Below are 17,883 nucleotides of genomic sequence, written 5' to 3' on the forward strand. Positions count from 1 at the left end.
AATATTCAGACTATTCCTCTCGCGGCCTGCCCCGGCTGGCCGCACTCTACTTTCACCCGAACTTGTCAAGGAGGCAAAGATGGCAACGATCGAGATGGCCGCTGTCATGCCGCCGGTTTGGGTGATGTCTCGTGGCGCTGGCGGTGCCGCTGGCATGCTCCGTCGAGCGCGCCGACCGCGGCCCTAGGTTGTCGCGGCGCCAGCCGTCAATTCTGGCTGCGCCACTTTCCAGCGATTGTTTCGTGGTTTTGCGTCCGGCTTGTCATGCCGGAATGCGCTGCTGTCGCTTTGCGCTTTTTGTTGCGCCTTTACATTCCTCTTCTTCAGGGAAGTCTCCGGTTTTCGCGACCGGAGCAAGCTGTCCATGACAGATCAAGACAAACAATCCGTTTCCGGCGGCCACACCTTTCGCAAGGTGCTCGGCTTTACCTTCCGGCACTGGTCGAGCCAGCCGTGGCGCGTGAGCGCGGTCGCGCTTACCGCCCTGCTCGGCGCGCTCGCCGACGTTTTCACGCCGCACTATGCCGGCCAGCTCGTCGATGCGCTCGCGCACGACGCGAACGGCAACGCCGCCGCGTGGCATGCGGCCGTCATGGCGTTCGCGGCGCTCACTGCGCTCGGCCTCGCGGGCACGCTGATGCGCCAGGCCGCGTTCCAGAACATCATCGTGCTCACGCTGCGCATGATGGGCGAAGTCGCCACGCACGCATTCCATCGCGTGCAACGCTTCTCGACCGACTGGCACGCGAACAGTTTCGCGGGCTCCACCGTGCGCAAGATCACGCGCGGCATGTGGGCGCTCGACCTGCTCAACGACACGCTGCTGGTCGCGCTGTTTCCGTCGCTCGTGATGTTGGTGGGCTCGACCGTGCTGCTCGCGGTGCAGTGGCATGTAATGGGGCTCGTGGTCGGCGCGGGCTCGGCGATTTATCTCGCCATCACGGTTTCGCTCTCGCTGTTCTATGTCGCGCCGTCCGCGCGTCTGGCGAACCAGTGGGACACAAAGATGGGCGGCGCGCTCGCGGATGCGGTGTCCTGCAATCCCGTCGTGAAAGCCTTCGGCGCAGAGGCGCGCGAAGAAGCGCGGCTTGCGCGCGTGATCGACAAGTGGGACAGCCGCACGCGGCGCACATGGCGGCGCGGCACCTTCAACGGCGGCGTGCAGGGCGCGCTGCTGGTGGCGATGCAGGCGGCGATTCTCGGCGCGGCGCTGATGCTGTGGGCGCGCGGGCTCGCGAGCGTGGGCGACATCACCTTCGCGCTCACGCTGTTCTTTCTGCTCAAGGGCTATCTGCGCGATGTGGGGATGCACGTGCGCAATCTGCAGCGCTCGGTCAACGATATGGAAGAGCTGGTGATGCTCGACGCCCAGCCGCTCGGCATCGAGGACATGCCTGGCGCGCCGCCCATCGTGATCGATCGCGGCGACATCCGCTTCGAGGACATGACGTTCCGCTACGGCGCGCTGGAGCGGCCGCTCTATACGGATCTGAATCTGCGCATCGCACCAGGCGAACGCGTGGGGCTGGTGGGTCATTCGGGATCGGGCAAGACGACGCTCATCAAGCTGATCCAGCGCCTGTACGACGCAACGGACGGCCGCATCACGATCGACGGCCAGGATATCGCGCGGGTGCAGCAAGCGTCGCTGCGCTCGCAGATCGCCATCGTCCAGCAAGAGCCGGTGCTGTTTCACCGTACGCTCGCGGAGAACATCGCCTATGCGCGCCCGGGCGCCACGCACGCCGAGATCATGCACGCAGCGAAGCTGGCGAGCGCGCACGACTTCATCATTGCGCTGCCGCGCGGCTACGACACGCTGGTGGGCGAGCGCGGCGTGAAGCTCTCGGGCGGCGAGCGCCAGCGCGTGGCGATTGCGCGGGCGTTCCTCGCCAACGCGCCGATCCTGATCTTCGATGAAGCCACCTCCAGCCTCGACAGCGAAAGCGAAGTGCTGATCCAGCAGGCGATGGAGCGGCTGATGCAAGGCCGCACGACGGTCGTGGTGGCGCACCGGCTTTCGACCGTGCGCTCGCTCGACCGTCTGCTGGTGCTGGAGCGCGGGCGCGTGGCCGAAGAAGGCACGCACGACGAACTCGTGCGCCGCGAGAACGGGCTGTACCGGCGTCTGTTCGAGCGCCAGGCGCTGGAACTGACCAAAGGTCTCGCCGACGATGTGATGCTGCGCTGAGCGTGCGGTCCTTTGCGCGCACCTGCATGCGCGCGCCGATGCAGTTTCAGGCAGCTTTGACGCGCGTGTGGGGCTGAATGGCGGCCAGCACATCGGCGAGCGTCTCGCGCGCGAGTTCGGTGTCGTAGTGCGCCTGCAGTTCCATCCAGCTGCGCGCGTCGGTGCCGAAGTAGACGGCGAGGCGCAGCGCCGTATCGGCGGTAATCGCGCGCTTGCCCAGCACGATTTCGTTGATGCGGCGCGGCGGTACGCCAATCGCCTTGGCAAGTGCGTACTGGCTGATGCCCAGCGGCTTGAGCCAGTCTCCGTTCAGGATTTCTCCCGGTGTGGCGAGCGGGACTTCGCGGGCCATGGTCATGCTCCTTCAGTGGTAGTCGATGATGCGGACCTGCGAAGCTTCGCCCACGGCGAAGCCAAAGCAGATGCGCCATTGCGCATTGATACGGATGCTGTATTCGCCGACAAGATCGCCGCCCAACGACTCCAGCCGGTTGCCCGGCAGCGCGCGCAGAAAAGACAGCGTGCACGCCGCGTGGATCTGCTGAAGCTTGCGCATAGCGACCTTTTCGATTGCCCCGAACCGGTTCACGCGACGACCAGCGAATAATGCAGCGGTGTCGCGGCAAGCAAATGATGTGATTGCCATAATAACGCCTCACGTTAATAACGTCAAACGTTACTATTGTCGCGACGACGCCACGCTCCGCCCAGTCAGCCGTTCGGCCAATGCGGGAGCGGGCCACGCCCCCTCGCGCCGCGTTCCGGACGGCCGCGCCGCATCCAAAAGCCGCCGACTCGCCCCCGTTCTGGGCGACGCGCCCGCCCGCGTGGCGTAAAATGTGCGCTTTCCAGCCAGAATCCCATCATGACGCTCGCCTCCACTCTTGAGATCATCGCCGAACTGAAAGCCGGCAAGATGGTGATCCTTGTTGACGAAGAAGACCGGGAAAACGAGGGCGACCTCGTCATCGCGGCTGAATTCGTCACGCCCGAAGCCATCAACTTCATGGCGAAGTACGGGCGCGGGCTGATCTGCCTCACGCTCACCCAGGAGCGCTGCAAGCTGCTCAATCTGCCGCTGATGACCTCGCGCAACGGCACGCAGTACGGCACCGCGTTCACGGTGAGCATCGAGGCGGCCGAAGGGGTCACCACGGGCATTTCCGCCGCCGACCGCGCGCGCACGATCCAGACGGCGGTGGCGCCCAACGCCCGCGCCGAACATATCGTGCAGCCGGGCCACGTGTTCCCCATCATGGCCCAGCCTGGCGGCGTGCTGGTGCGCGCCGGCCACACGGAAGCGGGCTGCGACTTCACGGCGCTCGCGGGCCTCACGCCCGCCTCGGTGATCTGCGAGATCATCAAGGACGACGGCACGATGGCGCGCCTGCCCGACCTCATGGAGTTCGCGAAAGAGCACGGCATCAAGATCGGCACCATCGCCGATCTGATTCACTATCGCAGCCGCACGGAGTCGATCGTCGAACGCGTGGGCGAACGCATCATGCAGACGGCCCACGGCGCCTTCCGCGCGATCATGTATGTCGATCGCCCGACGGGTACGCCGCATATCGCGCTAGTGCGCGGCACGCCCTCGCCGCAGGCCGATACGCCCGTGCGCGTGCACGAGCCGATCTCGCTGCTGGATCTGCTGGAAACGGGCTCGTCCACGCACTCGTGGACGCTCGACGCCGCCATGCGCGAGATCGCCGAACGCGATCTCGGCGTGATCGTCATGCTCAACTGCGGCGAGAGCAAGGAACATCTGGTCGACGTCTTCAAGGCGTTCGACCAGAAAGAGCGCGCGGAGGCGCTCGCACGGCGGCCCGTGGATTTCAAGACCTACGGCGTCGGCGCGCAGATCCTTCGCGAACTCGGCGTGGGCCGCATGCAGGTGCTCTCCAAGCCGCGCCGGCTCGGCAGCATGTCGGGCTACGGCCTCGAAGTCACCGGCTTCGTGCCGATGCCGGGCAGCCAGACCGAAGCGCCCTGCCCGCCGGAATCGACCGAGCGCGCGGCGCAGTAAAGTCGGCATCGCTGACTCGCTGACATACACTACGCCGCACCGCACGCCCCATTTTCACGCGTCACCACGCTCAACCGAACTTACGGATACCACATGGAAATCGGACAATACCAACCGAACCTCGACGGCGACGGACTGCGCATCGGCATCGTCCAGTCGCGCTTTAACGAACCCGTCTGCAACGGCCTCGCCGACGCCTGCATCGAAGAACTCGAACGCCTTGGCGTGACGGGCGAAGACGTGCTGCTCGTCACCGTGCCGGGCGCACTGGAAATCCCGCTGGCGCTGCAAAAGCTCGCCGAAAGCGGCCAGTTCGACGCCCTGATCGCGCTCGGCGCGGTCGTGCGCGGCGAAACCTACCACTTCGAACTGGTCTCGAACGAAAGCGGCGCGGGCATCACGCGCATCGCGCTCGACTTCGGCGTGCCGGTTGCGAACGCGGTCCTGACCACCGAAAACGACGAGCAGGCCGTCGCGCGCATGACCGAAAAGGGTCGTGACGCCGCACGCGTCGCAGTCGAAATGGCGAACCTGACGGTTGCGCTGGAACAACTCGACGGCGGCGACGACGACGAGGACGAAGAAGACGAAGAGGAACAGCAATGAAGAGCGCGCGCCGCCGCTCCCGCGAACTGGCCACGCAGGGTCTGTATCAGTGGCTGCTGTCGGGTGTGCCCGCCGGCGAGATTGATGCGCAATTGCGCGGTTCGCAGGGCTACGACAAAGCCGACCACGAGCATCTGGACACGCTGCTGCACGGCGTGATCCGTGAAGCGGACGAACTGTCCGGCGCAATCGCGCCGTGTCTGGACCGTCCGATCGAGCAGCTTTCGCCCGTCGAACGCGCCGTGCTGCTGGTCGCGACCTACGAGTTCAAGCACCACGTCGATATTCCGTATCGCGTCGTCATCAACGAAGCCGTCGAACTCACGAAGACCTTCGGCGGCTCGGATGGCTACAAGTACGTGAACGGCGTGCTCGACAAGCTTGCGGCGCAACTGCGCGCCACCGAAGCCCAGAACGCCCGCAAGTCGTAAGTCGTTGTAGTTCTTGATCGCGCGTCATGACGCAGCTGGCGCGGAGCCGGGCCATCAGGTCCGCGCCCGCCCCGGCGCGCGTCATGGCCGCCAGTACCGGAATTCCCCAAGCATGAACACCGTTGCCGAACCGCTCCTGCGGCTTGCCGCACGCGTCGACGCGATCCAGCCGTTCTACGTCATGGAACTGGCGAAGGAAGCCGCGAAGCTTGAACGCGCCGGGCGCGACATCATCCACATGGGCATCGGCGAGCCGGATTTCACGGCGCCCGAGCCTGTGGTCGAAGCCGCAGCGGCCGCGCTGCGCAAAGGCGTCACGCAGTACACCAATTCGCTTGGCATTCACGCGCTGCGCGAGGCAATCGCCGCGCACTATCAGCACGCGTACGGGCTGACGATCGATCCGGCGCGCATCGTGGTGACCGCGGGCGCATCGGCGGCGTTGCTGCTTGCCTGCACGGCGCTGGTCGATCGCGACGACGAAGTGCTCATGCCTGACCCCTCCTATCCGTGCAACCGGCATTTCGTGGCTGCCGCGGAAGGCAAGCCGGTGCTCGTGCCGAGCGGCCCCGAAGCCCGCTTCCAGCTCACCGCCGCCGACGTCGAGCGTCTGTGGACGCCCCGCACCCGCGGCGTGCTGCTGGCTTCGCCGTCCAATCCCACCGGTACCTCGATCGAACCCGAGGAACTCAAGCGCATCGTGAAGAGCGTGCGTGCGCGCGGCGGTTTCACCATCGTCGACGAGATTTACCAGGGCCTTTCTTATGGCGAGCCGCCCGTCAGCGCCCTCTCCTTTGGCGACGACGTGGTGACGGTCAACAGTTTTTCGAAGTACTTCAATATGACGGGCTGGCGTCTGGGCTGGCTCGTGGTGCCGCCTTCGCTGGTCGGCGCGTTCGAAAAGCTGACGCAGAATCTTTTCATCTGCGCCTCGGCGCTCGCCCAGCATGCGGCGCTCGCCTGCTTCGAGCCCGATACGCTCAAGATCTACGAAGCGCGCCGGCTGGAATTCAAGCGCCGCCGCGATTTCATCGCGCCCGCGCTCGAATCGCTTGGCTTCACGGTGCCCGTGATGCCGGACGGCGCGTTCTACGTCTACGCCGACTGCACGAACGTCAACCACCCCGCCGCCGGTGACAGCGACGCGCTCACCCGCGCGATGTTGCACGAAGCGGGCGCGGTGATGGTGCCGGGCATGGACTTCGGCGTCGCTGCGCCGCGTCAGTACGTGCGCTTGTCCTACGCGACCGCCTACGAGCGGCTGGAAGAAGCCGTCGCGCGACTGCGCGTCCTGTTCGAGCGCTAGACGGCGCAAACGTCGTACAGAAGCAGAAATGGAAAAAGGCACCCGAGGGTGCCTTTTTCGTTACGTCCGGTCTTCACTGTGGCCTCGGCCCGAATCACGCCTCAGGCCTCAAGCCTCAAGCGCCAAGCTCGGGCCCATGCTTCGCAGCCGCGCCGCCGGTACTCGCATCGTCCTGCGAGGGCGACGAGGAGGCCGAAGTCTTCTCCATCAGCGCATGCGCACCGTCGAGCGTCATATGCACGCGCTTGTCGCCGTTCGGGCCCGTCACACTCGCCACTTTCTGCGTGCCAGCGATGCTGGCCGTCGTGGTCGTGGGCGCCTGCGGCGCGTTGATCGGCACATTGCGGCCGCGAGCCACATCGCGCAGACGCGAGCGCTCGGCCATCACCTTGGCGCCGTAGCCGCCGTCGTCCGGCGAAGTCGAGCCGACATAAAGGCGCAGACCGCCGGGCAGCGAGCCGCCGCGTGCGATGCAGTCCTTCAGGACCAGCGCGCCAACCTTGATGTTGGCGAGCGGATCGAGCGCCGCGCTCTGGCCGCCGAAGTACTGGAACTTGTCCGAGTGCACCTTCGACATGACCTGCATGAGCCCTTGCGCGCCCACGCCGCTTTCGGCATACGGATTGAAGCCCGATTCAATCGCCATCACGGCGAGCAGCAGCAGCGGATCGAGACCCACTTCGCGGCCCGTGTCGAAGGCAGCCTTGACGAGTTCGCCCACCGGTTCCTGCGCGACGCGGTAGCGGCGCGAGAGATAGGTGGCGACCAGCGCCTGTTCGCGCGCCGAGACGAGCACGCGGTCATCGCGGGCGTCAGGCGTGATGCGTTGCGCCGGAATCATACGCGCCAGCGTGCCGACGCTCGGCAGCGAACGCGGGTCCAGACCATTGAGCGTGACCGCGTCGAGCGTGGCCATGCCGCCGTTCGAGACGCTGCTGGCCACATGAGCCACCGCGCCGTTCGAACCGGCCGGGGTGATGCCCGCGCCGGGCAGGCCGGTGTCGGGGACGAGCGCCGTGGGCAGGGTCGCGCCATCGGCAGGGTTGTTGTCGTCGTTGGACGCTGCGCCCGAGGGCATCAGCGACGGCAGCGGATTGCCTTGCAGCAGACGGGCGGGACCCGCCTGCACGGCAGCGGAAACGAAGGGCATCATGCGCGCGGCGAGTGTGCCGCGCCACGTGGGCAGCAGCCACACGGCGAGCGCGAGCACAACGGCGCAACCGCCGACGATGCTGAACAGGTGATGGCTCAGACGCGTGCCGCGGCGCAGCAGCGCACGCAAGCCAAGAGCGAGACGCTCATCGGCGCGCCACCACGATAACCAGGTATTCATCTAACAGATCTCCCCATGGTGCATGATCCGGCGAGCGAAACTCGGCGCGAGGCCGAAGGCCAATCGCAGGATCAAGACGCCGCGCGCCCTGGCTGGTGCGGCAGCGGCGTCGGGAAAACGGCAAAGTACGCCGTGGGTGGAACCCCTCAGGAACAGCAGACGCGCCGTGAGCGGCGCGTGGGGGTTCGCACGCGAACAGCCGGCGCAAGGGCGCCGGCGAGGACAACCAATCTAGACCGTGCAAAGCCGTGCAGGGAGTCGGCTAACGGCGACGCGTTGCGTCTGCAGGACCGGGACGATGGTTAAAATTGCAAGCCCTGCAACCAATGTCGGCGAATTCTAGCAGGGATTTATAGACCGTCAACACTATAGAACGTCAAATCTATAACTAATTGTAATAATGAACGGTGTTCAATCCGGGCGAACCCGCGTGGTGCGCGCGTCTGCGGCGAGTTTGCGGATCTGCCGCCAGCGTGCGCCAGGCAACGCAGGTAAAATCGACAATCGATTTCGTTCAGCTTCGGCTCCGGCCCTGACTCCTGCTGTGCCGCGCGCTGCGGCTCCGACCCTATCCTGATGAAATACAAAGACTTACGTGACTTCGTCGGTCGCCTGGAGACGCTTGGCGAACTGCGCCGCGTGCCGCAGGCCGTCTCTCCCGTGCTGGAAATGACCGAGCTGTGCGACCGCGTGCTGCGCGCCGGCGGTCCGGCATTGTTGTTTGAGAATCGCCAGACGCATGCGTTCCCTGTGCTCGGCAATCTGTTTGGCACGCCGCGGCGCGTCGCGCTCGGCATGGGTATCGATGCGGGCGCAACGGACCATGGCGGCGCAGGCGATGCCGCCGCGCTCGAATCGCTGCGCGACGTGGGCCGCCTGCTCTCCGCGCTCAAGGAACCCGAGCCGCCGCGTGGCCTGAAAGACGCGGGCAAGCTCTTCACGCTCGCCAAGGCCGTGTGGGACATGGCGCCGAAGACGGTGAGCGCGCCTCCCTGCCAGGAGATCGTCTGGGAGGGCAATGATGTCGATCTCGCGAAGCTGCCGATCCAGACCTGCTGGCCCGGCGACGCCGGTCCGCTCATCACTTGGGGCCTCACGGTCACACGCGGGCCGAACAAGACGCGACAGAATCTGGGCATCTACCGTCAGCAGCTGATTGGCCGCAACAAGCTCATCATGCGCTGGCTCGCGCATCGGGGCGGCGCGCTCGATTTCCGCGAATTCGCGCTGCGCAATCCTGGCAAACCTTATCCCGTGGCCGTGGTGCTCGGCGCCGATCCGGCGACGATCCTCGGCGCGGTCACGCCGGTGCCCGATACGCTGTCCGAATACCAGTTCGCGGGTCTCCTGCGCGGCGGCCGCACCGAACTCGCGAAATGTCTGACGCCGGGCGTCGACACGCTGCAGGTGCCCGCGCGCGCCGAGATCGTGCTCGAAGGGTTCATCTATCCGGCTGACAGCGTGCCGGAAGGCGCAGCCTCGCCCGCTCCGGCAGGCGCGCCGCCGCGCCCGGTGAAGGGTGCGAGCGCCGCCTACGAGCACGCGCTCGAAGGCCCTTACGGCGACCACACCGGTTACTACAACGAGCAGGAGTGGTTCCCTGTCTTCACCGTCGAGCGCATCACGATGCGCCGCGATGCGATCTATCACTCTACGTATACCGGCAAGCCGCCCGATGAGCCTGCCGTGCTCGGCGTCGCGCTCAACGAAGTGTTCGTGCCGCTGTTGCAGAAGCAGTTTCCGGAGATCACCGACTTCTATCTGCCGCCCGAAGGCTGCAGCTATCGCATGGCGATCGTGCAGATGAAGAAGAGCTACGCCGGGCACGCCAAACGCGTGATGTTCGGCGTATGGAGCTTCCTGCGCCAGTTCATGTATACGAAGTTCATCGTCGTGGTCGACGAGGACGTCGATATCCGCGACTGGAAGGAAGTGATCTGGGCCATCACCACGCGTATCGACCCGGCGCGCGATACCGTGCTGGTCGAAAACACGCCGATCGACTATCTCGATTTTGCCTCGCCGGTGGCGGGTCTTGGCTCGAAAATGGGCCTCGACGCCACCAACAAATGGCCCGGCGAAACCGACCGCGAATGGGGCCAGGCCATCGAGATGAGTCAGGACGTGAAAATGCGCATAGACCGTCTCTACGACGAACTCGGACTCGGCCGCGCCTGAGTGCGCCGCGCCGCGACTCATGACGAGCCGCGGCGCGCGCCCTGTCGTTCATCCGCGACGCCTTTTGCGACGCCGCGCCCGCTGTGGCTCGCCGTGAGCCGCAGCGCTCATGCATAGAGGAGACACGACGATGAGCCAGTTGGCATCCGAACGCCTGACCCAGCTGAAGGACCCCGCCCTCTTCAAGACGCGCGCCTGGATCGACGGCGAATGGAGCGGCGGTACGGCGACTTTCGCCGTGCTCGATCCCGCCGATAACGCCGAAATCGCCCGCGTGCCGGACTTCGGCGCGGCCGAGGCCAGCCGCGCCATCGCCGCCGCGCACGCCGCGCTGCCGGCCTGGCGCGCGAAAACCGGCAAGGAGCGCGCCGCCGTGCTGCGCCGCTGGTACGACCTCGTGATCGAGCACGCCGACGACCTCGCCGCGATCATGACCGCCGAGCAAGGCAAGCCGCTCGCCGAAGCACGCGGCGAAGTGCTGTACGGCGCGTCCTTTCTCGAATGGTTCGCGGAGGAAGCGAAGCGCGTGAACGGCGACGTGCTCGCCAGCCCCGCCGCCGATCGAAAGCTGGTCGTGCTCAAGCAGCCGATTGGCGTGTGCGCGTCCATCACGCCCTGGAATTTCCCGATCGCGATGATCACCCGCAAGGTGGCGCCGGCGCTTGCGGCCGGCTGCACGATCGTCGTCAAGCCTGCCGAACAGACGCCGCTGTGCGCGCTGGCGCTGGCCGAACTCGCGCAGCGCGCGGGCGTGCCCAAGGGCGTGTTCAACGTGATTACCGCCGATTCGGCGAATTCGATCGAAGTCGGCAAAACGCTCTGCGAAAGCGACGTCGTGCGCCATCTTTCATTCACCGGATCGACGCCGGTGGGTCGCATCCTCATGCAGCAATGCGCGCCGACGGTGAAGAAAATTGCGCTGGAACTGGGCGGCCACGCGCCCTTCATTGTGTTCGACGATGCGGATATTGATGCCGCCGTCGAAGGCGCGGTGATTTCGAAATATCGCAATGCCGGGCAGACCTGCGTGTGCACGAACCGCTTCTATGTGCACGACGCGATCTATGACGCATTCATCGAAAAACTGGCGGCCGCCTCACGCAGGATCAAGGTCGGCAACGGCTTCGACGCGGGCGTGAATCAAGGCCCGCTGATCGATGACGATGCGGTGGCCAAGGTCGCGAAACACGTCGAAGACGCCACGGCGAAGGGCGCGAAACTCGTCGCGGGCGGCCACGTGACCGAGGGCCGCTTCGTCGAGCCCACAGTGCTTGCCGAAGTCACGCGCGACATGCTGATCGCGCGCGAAGAAACCTTCGGGCCAGTCGCGGCCGTGTTCCGCTTCAGCGACGAAGCCGAAGTGATCGAACTCGCCAACGACACCGAATTCGGCCTCGCCTCCTACTTTTATAGCCGCGATATCGGCCGCGTCTGGCGCGTGGCCGAAGCGCTCGAATACGGCATGGTGGGCATCAATACCGGGCTGATCTCGAACGAAGTTGCGCCGTTCGGCGGCGTGAAGCAGTCGGGGCTTGGGCGCGAAGGCTCGAAGTACGGCATCGACGAATATGTCGAACTGAAATATCTGTGCATCGGCGTGTGAGCCGATGCCTGGCTGAACCTGCAGGATCTTGCCGCGCGGTTCGCTTCGAGCACGCTTTGGGCACCCTTTGGGCATGCTTCGGATGCAGCCGCGCGCGGCGCACGACAACAACAAATTCCGCTTTATGTCTCACGTTTCTCTGCTTTCAGACGGCTTTTTTCTGTCGCTTTCGCTGTGTCTCGACATCGGTCTGGTCAATGTCGCGATTATCTCGCTCACGCTTTCGCACGGCTTCCGGCCGGGCTTCTGGCTCGGCTTCGGCTCGTGTTTTGGCGATCTGATTTACGCGGCGCTCGCGCTCGCCGGCATGGCGGCGCTGCTGCAGTTCGATGCGGTGCGCTGGGTGGTATGGATTGGCGGCGCGGCGGTGCTGCTGATGCTCACATGGAAAATGGCGCGCGAAGCGCTCAATCCGGCCAAAGCGCCTCCGGTCGAAGGCGAGGCGGACAGCGCCTCGCCCTTGCCGAACCCCTGGCGCAGCTTTATGCGCGGCGTGCTGCTGGCCGTGTCGTCGCCTAGCGCGATTCTCTGGTTCGCGGCCGTGGGCGGCGCACTCATCGCCAAATCGGGCGCGACGAGCGCGGCATCGGCGGCGCTATTTCTGTCGGGATTCTTCCTCGGCGGGCTTGGCTGGACGCTCTTTCTCTGCGGTCTTGCAAGCCACGGTCGCAAGCGCGCAGGCACCGGCCTGCTGCGCGCGTGTCACGTGCTTTCAGCACTGCTTTTCGCGTGGTTTTCTTATAGCGTGATCGTGAATGGCTATCGCGATCTGATCGTTCAAAGCCCAGGCGCGTCCTGAGTCACGGCCGTCGGTTTCGCTCCCGGAACGACAAAGGCGCAACGCGGCGAGAGCCGGCGTTGCGCCTTTGCAGATCCAAACAATCAACGAACTGACAAGACAGGCGGATGGCCCCCGCCATCCGCCGCCTCACCCTCAAAACTTAACGGCGATACCAGCCACCGTGATAGCCGTGGTAGTAACCATAGCCATGGTGGTAATACGGGTGGCCGTAGTAGCCATAACCACCGTATCCGCCAACCACCACTGCGGGCGGCGGCGCGTACACCACCGGAGGCGGCGGTGCGTAGTACACCGGCGGGGGCGGCGGCGCATAGACCGGCGCTGCGTAGACGGGATATGCCGGTGCGACCGGAATGCCAATGCCGATACCCACCGAAACGTGCGCCTGCGCTGCGCTGACGAGCCCCACACCCAGCGCTGCGGCAACGATAAACGAAACGGTCTTTTTCACTTCTCTTCTCCTGGCGGCCGACGAAGGCGTCGCTCCACATGACGGGCACTGCCCACGTAATGACTCTATCCAAAAGCGCCCTCGCCAATGGTTGCCATTTGTTGCAAATTGCAATTGCCTTATACGTATGGGATGCGCCGCAATAAAGGCCGATAAAACATTTCCGACAAAAAGGCCCCCAAATGACGCCGTATCGCGCCGCCAGGCGGCTTGGCGGCGGCGCATGGCGTTCGCCCGGTCAGAGTTACCGGCGCTGTCAGCCAAGGCCCCTCATACGTAGGTAATGTTTGATTACAAATTGGTCGCGGCGTATGGCCTTTCACGAGCGCGAAGCCGTAAACGACGAAGCCCGGTGCCAGGACCGGGCTTCGTCGGATCGAATCGGGATGCCGAACGCTAGCCGACTTTCACGTAGGCGAATTCGCGTGAGACGCTCGGCGGAACGTAGGCGCCGCTGATCTGCACGCGTGGCGTGAGACGCTTCTTCTGATCCCACCAACGGCGACGCTGATGGGGGGTGAGAAACCGCAGATGCTTACGGTAAGCAAAAATGCTCATGGTGACCTCCCGAATCGTTGTACCGACAGGAAACAGCCCAATTGCAAGACAGCAACAGAAAAGAGCCGGGAAAACCGTAGTCATGGAAACCATTGTGCGCAGATCGCGCGAGCGCCGAACGCGGTGTAGCGAGATAGCCGCGTGCGCGGGACATAACGTCCGGGACCTGTTCGTCGCACGTGCAACGTGCTCAGCGAACATGGCAGCGGCGGCCCTGGGCCAGTCACGCTGCGGGTCGGACAGTTCGCCCCCGGCCTGTATCGCGCGCGCCAGGCGAATTCCCGCTTCTCCGGGTGCCGGCTGCGACCTGCGATCGAGACCCCTTCCTTGCGCGCCCAAGTTCGCGCAGCAGAACCCGTGCCACGGGTTCGTCATCAATTCTGCCGGCGGCAGCCATCCTGTCTTTTTTGGGCTGACGCCGATATGCCCTCGCGTCCTTTTTAGCCGGACCATGCGCTGTGCTTCGGTACGTCAGCGAACACTGCGCGACACAGCGCGCCGGACGGCCATTGAAACCACTGTAACGGTTTACCCGGAAGCCTGTCAGAATCATGTGCGCGTGCCATGGGCAGCCGCCATCCTGCACCCATACTGGCAAGGCGTAAGCCGTGGTAATGTGGCAACGGCGCGCAGATGTCGGCGCAAGGCGGCACGGGGCGCACGCTTAAGGGATTCATCGACGAGAACGCACAATGATCAAGGTCAGCATCCTCTATCCGTATCGGGAAAACGGCCGGTTCGACAGCGAGTACTACGTGACGCGGCACATGCCGCTCGCGGCGCAACTGTTCGGCGACGCCTGCAAGGGCTGGTCGGTCGACATCGGCATCAACGCGGGGCCGCCGGGTACACCGCCGCCCTATGTGGCGACGGGGCACTTCCTGTTCGAAACGCTCGACGCCTTTTACGCGGTGTTCGCCGCCCACGACAAGGTGCTCATCGACGATATTCCCAACTACACCGACGGCGGCAACGGCACGATCCTCATCAGCGAGATCAAGATCACGGTCTGATCCGCGCGCCGCGAGCCATCGCACGCGTGCAGGCGCCTGGCCGCGCCATCACGTGCCGTCATTCACCAAAAGAAGGAAAAAACTCCGATGTTCGGCGATATCGCCCGTTTTCTGCTCAACACGATCTTCACGTTGTTCGGCGCCGCCCTGCTGATGCGCGCCTGGCTCCAGTTCGTTCGCGTGCCGCCCTACAACCCGGTCACGCACGCCATCCAGCAGGCCACCAACTGGCTCGTACTGCCGCTGCGCCGGGTAATTCCGGGCGTGCGCGGCGTCGACTGGGCGAGCATCGTTGCCGCTCTGCTTGCGTCGGTCGTCTACGTGCTGCTGATGGTGTGGCTGGTGGGGGTCGATCCGCTCGGCCTGTTGCCCACGCTGCTGATCGTCGCGGTGCTCACGCTCGTCAAGTGGGCGCTCAACCTGCTGATCTGGCTCACGATTCTGATGGCGCTGCTGTCGTGGCTGAACCCGCGCTCGCCGGCCATGCCGGTGTTGTTCCAGGTCACCGCGCCGTTCCTCAACCCGCTGCGCCGGATCCTGCCGAACTTCGGCGGCCTCGATCTTTCGCCGATCCTGCTGTTCGTGATCGTCCAGGTGCTGCTGATGATCGTCACGCGCGCGGCGGTTTCGCTCACGCTGTTCGGCATCTGATCCGGGTCTGACCGGATCGTAGAATCATCGTTTAAATCGCGTCGCCGGGTTTTTCAGATTGCGCGAATTTGCGCAAGCCGGCGAAAACCGCGTAAAATGGCGCGCTCTGCGGGCGTCGTATAATGGCCATTACCTCAGCTTCCCAAGCTGATGACGTGGGTTCGATTCCCATCGCCCGCTCCAGTATTCCTCGCCGCTCTTCGTCGTCGTGACGAAACGGTATCAAGCGCCAAACCTGCTCCCTGCTTTAGCAAAATCCGCGGCTTTCCGCCGATGCCTTCGCGCGTCCGGCTTTCGGCATGCTTGCGCAGTTCGCTGCGCGTCGATCGGTCGTTGCGCTAGCATCTTGTTTACATGGCTCGATCCAGGTTTGATCCGATTTCGATCCACATGATCGGCGCGACCCGATCCTCGGCCAACCACCCGCGTTTTTCCCCTGCGTGCCCGCACGCAGGCGTCATCGATGGAACGATTTTTCATGTCCCGCCGCAGTGCGGTTGCGCTTATCGTGAGAGTGCGCACATCACTGCTGGCCCAAAACGACGACCCGTCAGTTGCCAACGCCCAGCGTCAGCAGGAGCGCGTTGCCGCTCTCACGCGCCTGCTGTTCGACGTGCGCGCCGGACGCGTCAGCGTGTTCGAGCTGAAAGATCCGGCGTCGATGCACATCACTATCTCGTCGGACTGACCAGAAACGGGCAAGCAGCCTGGCCCAGCGGCGCGTCAGGGGCCACAAGCCGCGCTGTTATAATCCGCGGTCCGCGGTCGTGCTCCGCCGTATTGCGCGCAGGTATGCCTATATATGCCCGTGCGCGCCTGCGCACGCCGATCTGCCCGAACACAAGCGGCACCTTGTCCGCCAGCAGCGAGCCGCGCAGCAAGCGATGTCTGCCTCTGCGCCAGACGTGGCCTGCTGCCTCTATTTCCCAGCCTCGAAGATGAACCACGAACCGAACGATCCGGCGGACGACGCCGCTGAAATGCCCGCCGCAGCCGACGCTGACACCAACGCCGAAGGCGGCGCGCAAGCCAGCCTGCGCCATCGCCGCATCCGCAGCTTCGTGACGCGCGCCGGGCGCGTGTCGACAGGTCAGCGCCGCGCGATGGACGAACTGGGTCCGCGCTTCGTCGTGCCCTATACCCCCCAGGCGGCCGACTTGAACGCCTTGTTCGGCCGGGAAGCGCCGCGCGTGCTGGAGATCGGTTTCGGCATGGGCGCGAGCACGGCGGAAATTGCCGCGCTGCGTCCGAACGACGATTTTCTCGGCGTGGAAGTGCACGAACCGGGCGTGGGCGCGCTGCTCAAGCTGATCGGCGAGCAGGAGCTCACGAACATCCGCATCATCCAGCACGACGCCGTGGAAGTGCTCGAAAACATGATCGCGCCGGATAGCCTCGACGGCGTGCACATCTTCTTCCCCGATCCGTGGCACAAGGCGCGTCATCACAAGCGCCGCCTGATCCAGCCGAAGTTCGTGCAGTTGCTGATCTCGCGCATGAAGCCGGGTGCGTATTTGCATTGCGCGACCGACTGGCAGAACTACGCCGAACAAATGCTTGAGGTGCTCGGCGGGGAGGCCGCGCTCGAAAACACGGCCGCCGATTACGCGCCGCGCCCCGACTATCGTCCGGTGACGAAGTTCGAGCGACGCGGCCTGCGCCTGGGTCATGGCGTCTGGGATCTGGTGTTCAAGCGCCGCGCGGTCTGAAATCGGCTCAAACGACGATGAAGAAACGAAACGGGCGCCTCCACGGCGCCCGTCTTGCATTTCTGGATCGAAGATCGAAGCGCGAAGCCAGACGTCAATCGCCCCAGTCCAGCCCGCCGCTATAGCCAACCAGCAGGATCACCAGGCCGAACACGATGCGATACCACGCAAACGCCGTGAAATCGTGCGAGGCGACATAGCGCAGCAGCCAGCGCACGCAGGCAAACGCACTCACGAAGGCGGCGATAAAGCCCACGCCGAACAAACCAAACCAGTCCATCGACAGCGTCTGCCAGGTCTTGTGGAGCTCATAGAGCGTCGCGCCGAAGATCACCGGTATCGCGAGGAAAAACGAGAACTCGGTGGCGACGCGCCGTTCGACGCCGAACAGCATCGCCCCGATGATCGTCGAGCCGGAGCGCGACATGCCAGGGATCAGCGCGCAGCATTGCGCACAGCCAATCTTGAAGGCGTCGAGCAGCGTGATTTCGTCGAGCGAATTGACGCGGGCGGGCCGCGCCGTGCTGACGGCCACCGCCCCTGCGGCACTGCCGGCCGGGTTGCTCACCACGCCGCCAGCCGCCCGCATGCGCCCTTCCACCCACAGAATGATCAAACCGCCAAAGACCAGTGCGCATGCCACCGGCACTGGCGAGAACAGCACCGACTTGATCGCCTTCTCGAACATCAGGCCGAGCACGACGGCGGGAATCGTCGCCACGATCACGTTGAGCGCGAAGCGCCGCGCATCGGGCCGCGAGGGAAGGCCCGCCACCACGCCGCCAATCTTGCGTCGAAACTCCCAGCACACCGCGAGAATCGCGCCGAACTGGATCACGACGTCGAAGGTCTTTTCGTACTCGCCGTCGAAGCCGAGCACGCTTCCCGCCACGATCAAATGGCCCGTGCTGGAAACCGGCAGAAATTCCGTCAGCCCCTCGACGATACCCAGAATCAGGGCCTTGCACGTTACGATCCAGTCCATCCCTGCACCTCGCGATAGTGGCGTCGCGCGCGCCGAGCCT

The 17,883-nt window shown here is 64.8% G+C and carries 18 protein-coding genes and 1 tRNA gene; 13 read left to right on the forward strand and 6 right to left on the reverse strand.

The genetic code is table 11. From position 1 onward, the window contains the following. Positions 1-364 precede the first annotated feature (364 nt). Entirely contained in the window at positions 365-2,191 is a 1,827-nt protein-coding gene (locus F4827_RS01590; protein WP_183720489.1) for an ABC transporter ATP-binding protein, read from the forward strand. Positions 2,192-2,237: 46 nt separating this feature from the next. Here the strand turns inward: F4827_RS01590 and F4827_RS01595 are convergent, their stop codons facing one another. Both F4827_RS01595 and F4827_RS01600 read right to left on the reverse strand, forming a co-directional pair. Further along, positions 2,238-2,543 carry a HigA family addiction module antitoxin gene (locus tag F4827_RS01595; RefSeq protein ID WP_183720486.1) on the reverse strand — a complete coding sequence of 102 codons (306 nt, stop codon included), beginning with the start codon at positions 2,541-2,543 and terminating at the stop codon, positions 2,238-2,240. Between the two features lie 12 nt (positions 2,544-2,555). Further along, positions 2,556-2,837, reverse strand: coding sequence for a type II toxin-antitoxin system RelE/ParE family toxin (locus F4827_RS01600; RefSeq protein ID WP_183720483.1), 282 nt, complete (start codon positions 2,835-2,837; stop codon positions 2,556-2,558). 219 nt (positions 2,838-3,056) lie between these two features. Here F4827_RS01600 and ribBA point away from each other — a divergent pair, with 219 nt between their 5' ends. The 4 genes from ribBA (at position 3,057) to F4827_RS01620 (ending at position 6,560) form a co-directional block, all read left to right on the forward strand. Further along, entirely contained in the window at positions 3,057-4,217 is a 1,161-nt protein-coding gene (ribBA, locus tag F4827_RS01605) for a bifunctional 3,4-dihydroxy-2-butanone-4-phosphate synthase/GTP cyclohydrolase II (RefSeq protein ID WP_183720480.1), read from the forward strand. 93 nt (positions 4,218-4,310) lie between these two features. Next, on the forward strand, positions 4,311-4,823 hold the full coding sequence (gene ribH / locus F4827_RS01610) for a 6,7-dimethyl-8-ribityllumazine synthase (protein ID WP_027817473.1): 513 nt from the start codon (positions 4,311-4,313) through the stop codon (positions 4,821-4,823). After that, positions 4,820-5,254, forward strand: coding sequence for a transcription antitermination factor NusB (nusB, locus tag F4827_RS01615; protein ID WP_027817474.1), 435 nt, complete (start codon positions 4,820-4,822; stop codon positions 5,252-5,254). The genes ribH and nusB overlap by 4 nt, the downstream gene beginning before the upstream one ends. A 112-nt stretch (positions 5,255-5,366) precedes the next feature. Next, complete coding sequence (locus tag F4827_RS01620; protein ID WP_183720477.1) at positions 5,367-6,560, forward strand: pyridoxal phosphate-dependent aminotransferase; 1,194 nt, start codon at positions 5,367-5,369, stop codon at positions 6,558-6,560. A gap of 115 nt (positions 6,561-6,675) precedes the next feature. Here F4827_RS01620 and F4827_RS01625 read toward each other — a convergent pair whose 3' ends face one another. Next, entirely contained in the window at positions 6,676-7,893 is a 1,218-nt protein-coding gene (locus tag F4827_RS01625) for a transglycosylase SLT domain-containing protein (RefSeq protein ID WP_183720474.1), read from the reverse strand. A 576-nt stretch (positions 7,894-8,469) separates the two neighbouring features. Here F4827_RS01625 and F4827_RS01630 point away from each other — a divergent pair. From F4827_RS01630 to F4827_RS01640, 3 genes are all read left to right on the forward strand, one after another. Beyond that, positions 8,470-10,071, forward strand: a complete 1,602-nt coding sequence (locus tag F4827_RS01630; RefSeq protein WP_183720471.1) for a UbiD family decarboxylase — start codon at positions 8,470-8,472, stop codon at positions 10,069-10,071. 130 nt (positions 10,072-10,201) lie between these two features. Further along, the gene (locus F4827_RS01635; protein ID WP_183720468.1) at positions 10,202-11,674 is read left to right on the forward strand and encodes an NAD-dependent succinate-semialdehyde dehydrogenase; all 1,473 of its coding nucleotides are present in this window, start codon (positions 10,202-10,204) and stop codon (positions 11,672-11,674) included. 124 nt (positions 11,675-11,798) lie between these two features. Continuing rightward, positions 11,799-12,473 (forward strand): LysE family translocator, encoded by a 675-nt coding sequence (locus F4827_RS01640; RefSeq protein ID WP_183720465.1) that lies wholly within the window; start codon positions 11,799-11,801, stop codon positions 12,471-12,473. 142 nt (positions 12,474-12,615) lie between these two features. Here F4827_RS01640 and F4827_RS01645 read toward each other — a convergent pair whose 3' ends face one another. Together F4827_RS01645 and F4827_RS01650 are read right to left on the reverse strand one after the other, a co-directional pair. After that, positions 12,616-12,927 carry a hypothetical protein gene (locus F4827_RS01645; RefSeq protein ID WP_167066686.1) on the reverse strand — a complete coding sequence of 104 codons (312 nt, stop codon included), beginning with the start codon at positions 12,925-12,927 and terminating at the stop codon, positions 12,616-12,618. A gap of 396 nt (positions 12,928-13,323) precedes the next feature. Continuing rightward, positions 13,324-13,485 carry a hypothetical protein gene (locus F4827_RS01650; RefSeq protein WP_167336019.1) on the reverse strand — a complete coding sequence of 54 codons (162 nt, stop codon included), beginning with the start codon at positions 13,483-13,485 and terminating at the stop codon, positions 13,324-13,326. Between the two features lie 692 nt (positions 13,486-14,177). Between F4827_RS01650 and F4827_RS01655 the strand changes: the two genes are divergently transcribed. The 5 genes from F4827_RS01655 to trmB all read left to right on the forward strand — a co-directional run bounded on the left by F4827_RS01655 (position 14,178) and on the right by trmB (position 16,858). Beyond that, a complete protein-coding gene (locus tag F4827_RS01655) occupies positions 14,178-14,498 on the forward strand; it encodes an EthD family reductase (protein ID WP_167066689.1) in 321 nt (106 codons plus the stop codon). Between the two features lie 87 nt (positions 14,499-14,585). Then, positions 14,586-15,149: a YggT family protein gene (locus F4827_RS01660; RefSeq protein ID WP_183720462.1), complete on the forward strand. Its 564-nt coding sequence runs from the start codon at positions 14,586-14,588 to the stop codon at positions 15,147-15,149. A gap of 108 nt (positions 15,150-15,257) precedes the next feature. After that, positions 15,258-15,332, forward strand: a tRNA-Gly gene (locus F4827_RS01665). Between the two features lie 280 nt (positions 15,333-15,612). Then, entirely contained in the window at positions 15,613-15,837 is a 225-nt protein-coding gene (locus F4827_RS01670) for a hypothetical protein (protein ID WP_183720459.1), read from the forward strand. A gap of 250 nt (positions 15,838-16,087) precedes the next feature. Next, positions 16,088-16,858: a tRNA (guanosine(46)-N7)-methyltransferase TrmB gene (gene trmB / locus F4827_RS01675; RefSeq protein WP_183720456.1), complete on the forward strand. Its 771-nt coding sequence runs from the start codon at positions 16,088-16,090 to the stop codon at positions 16,856-16,858. A gap of 94 nt (positions 16,859-16,952) precedes the next feature. On the opposite strand, the gene F4827_RS01680 is transcribed toward trmB, so the two are convergent. Then, a complete protein-coding gene (locus F4827_RS01680) occupies positions 16,953-17,843 on the reverse strand; it encodes an undecaprenyl-diphosphate phosphatase (protein WP_183720453.1) in 891 nt (296 codons plus the stop codon). Between the last annotated feature and the right edge of the window lie 40 nt (positions 17,844-17,883).

Origin of the sequence: Paraburkholderia bannensis (genome assembly GCF_014200455.1) — a bacterium.
Classification (GTDB): Bacteria; Pseudomonadota; Gammaproteobacteria; order Burkholderiales; family Burkholderiaceae; genus Paraburkholderia; species Paraburkholderia bannensis_A.

Excerpts from the sequence above, each read along its gene's own strand:
- F4827_RS01590 (WP_183720489.1), top strand. The coding sequence starts at position 365 with ATGACAGATCAAGACAAACAATCCGTTTCCGGCGGCCACACCTTTCGC.
- F4827_RS01595 (WP_183720486.1), bottom strand. The coding sequence starts at position 2,543 with ATGGCCCGCGAAGTCCCGCTCGCCACACCGGGAGAAATCCTGAACGGA.
- F4827_RS01600 (WP_183720483.1), bottom strand. The coding sequence starts at position 2,837 with ATGGCAATCACATCATTTGCTTGCCGCGACACCGCTGCATTATTCGCT.
- ribBA (WP_183720480.1), top strand. The coding sequence starts at position 3,057 with ATGACGCTCGCCTCCACTCTTGAGATCATCGCCGAACTGAAAGCCGGC.
- ribH (WP_027817473.1), top strand. The coding sequence starts at position 4,311 with ATGGAAATCGGACAATACCAACCGAACCTCGACGGCGACGGACTGCGC.
- nusB (WP_027817474.1), top strand. The coding sequence starts at position 4,820 with ATGAAGAGCGCGCGCCGCCGCTCCCGCGAACTGGCCACGCAGGGTCTG.
- F4827_RS01620 (WP_183720477.1), top strand. The coding sequence starts at position 5,367 with ATGAACACCGTTGCCGAACCGCTCCTGCGGCTTGCCGCACGCGTCGAC.
- F4827_RS01625 (WP_183720474.1), bottom strand. The coding sequence starts at position 7,893 with ATGAATACCTGGTTATCGTGGTGGCGCGCCGATGAGCGTCTCGCTCTT.
- F4827_RS01630 (WP_183720471.1), top strand. The coding sequence starts at position 8,470 with ATGAAATACAAAGACTTACGTGACTTCGTCGGTCGCCTGGAGACGCTT.
- F4827_RS01635 (WP_183720468.1), top strand. The coding sequence starts at position 10,202 with ATGAGCCAGTTGGCATCCGAACGCCTGACCCAGCTGAAGGACCCCGCC.
- F4827_RS01640 (WP_183720465.1), top strand. The coding sequence starts at position 11,799 with ATGTCTCACGTTTCTCTGCTTTCAGACGGCTTTTTTCTGTCGCTTTCG.
- F4827_RS01650 (WP_167336019.1), bottom strand. The coding sequence starts at position 13,485 with ATGAGCATTTTTGCTTACCGTAAGCATCTGCGGTTTCTCACCCCCCAT.
- F4827_RS01655 (WP_167066689.1), top strand. The coding sequence starts at position 14,178 with ATGATCAAGGTCAGCATCCTCTATCCGTATCGGGAAAACGGCCGGTTC.
- F4827_RS01660 (WP_183720462.1), top strand. The coding sequence starts at position 14,586 with ATGTTCGGCGATATCGCCCGTTTTCTGCTCAACACGATCTTCACGTTG.
- F4827_RS01670 (WP_183720459.1), top strand. The coding sequence starts at position 15,613 with ATGGAACGATTTTTCATGTCCCGCCGCAGTGCGGTTGCGCTTATCGTG.
- trmB (WP_183720456.1), top strand. The coding sequence starts at position 16,088 with ATGAACCACGAACCGAACGATCCGGCGGACGACGCCGCTGAAATGCCC.
- F4827_RS01680 (WP_183720453.1), bottom strand. The coding sequence starts at position 17,843 with ATGGACTGGATCGTAACGTGCAAGGCCCTGATTCTGGGTATCGTCGAG.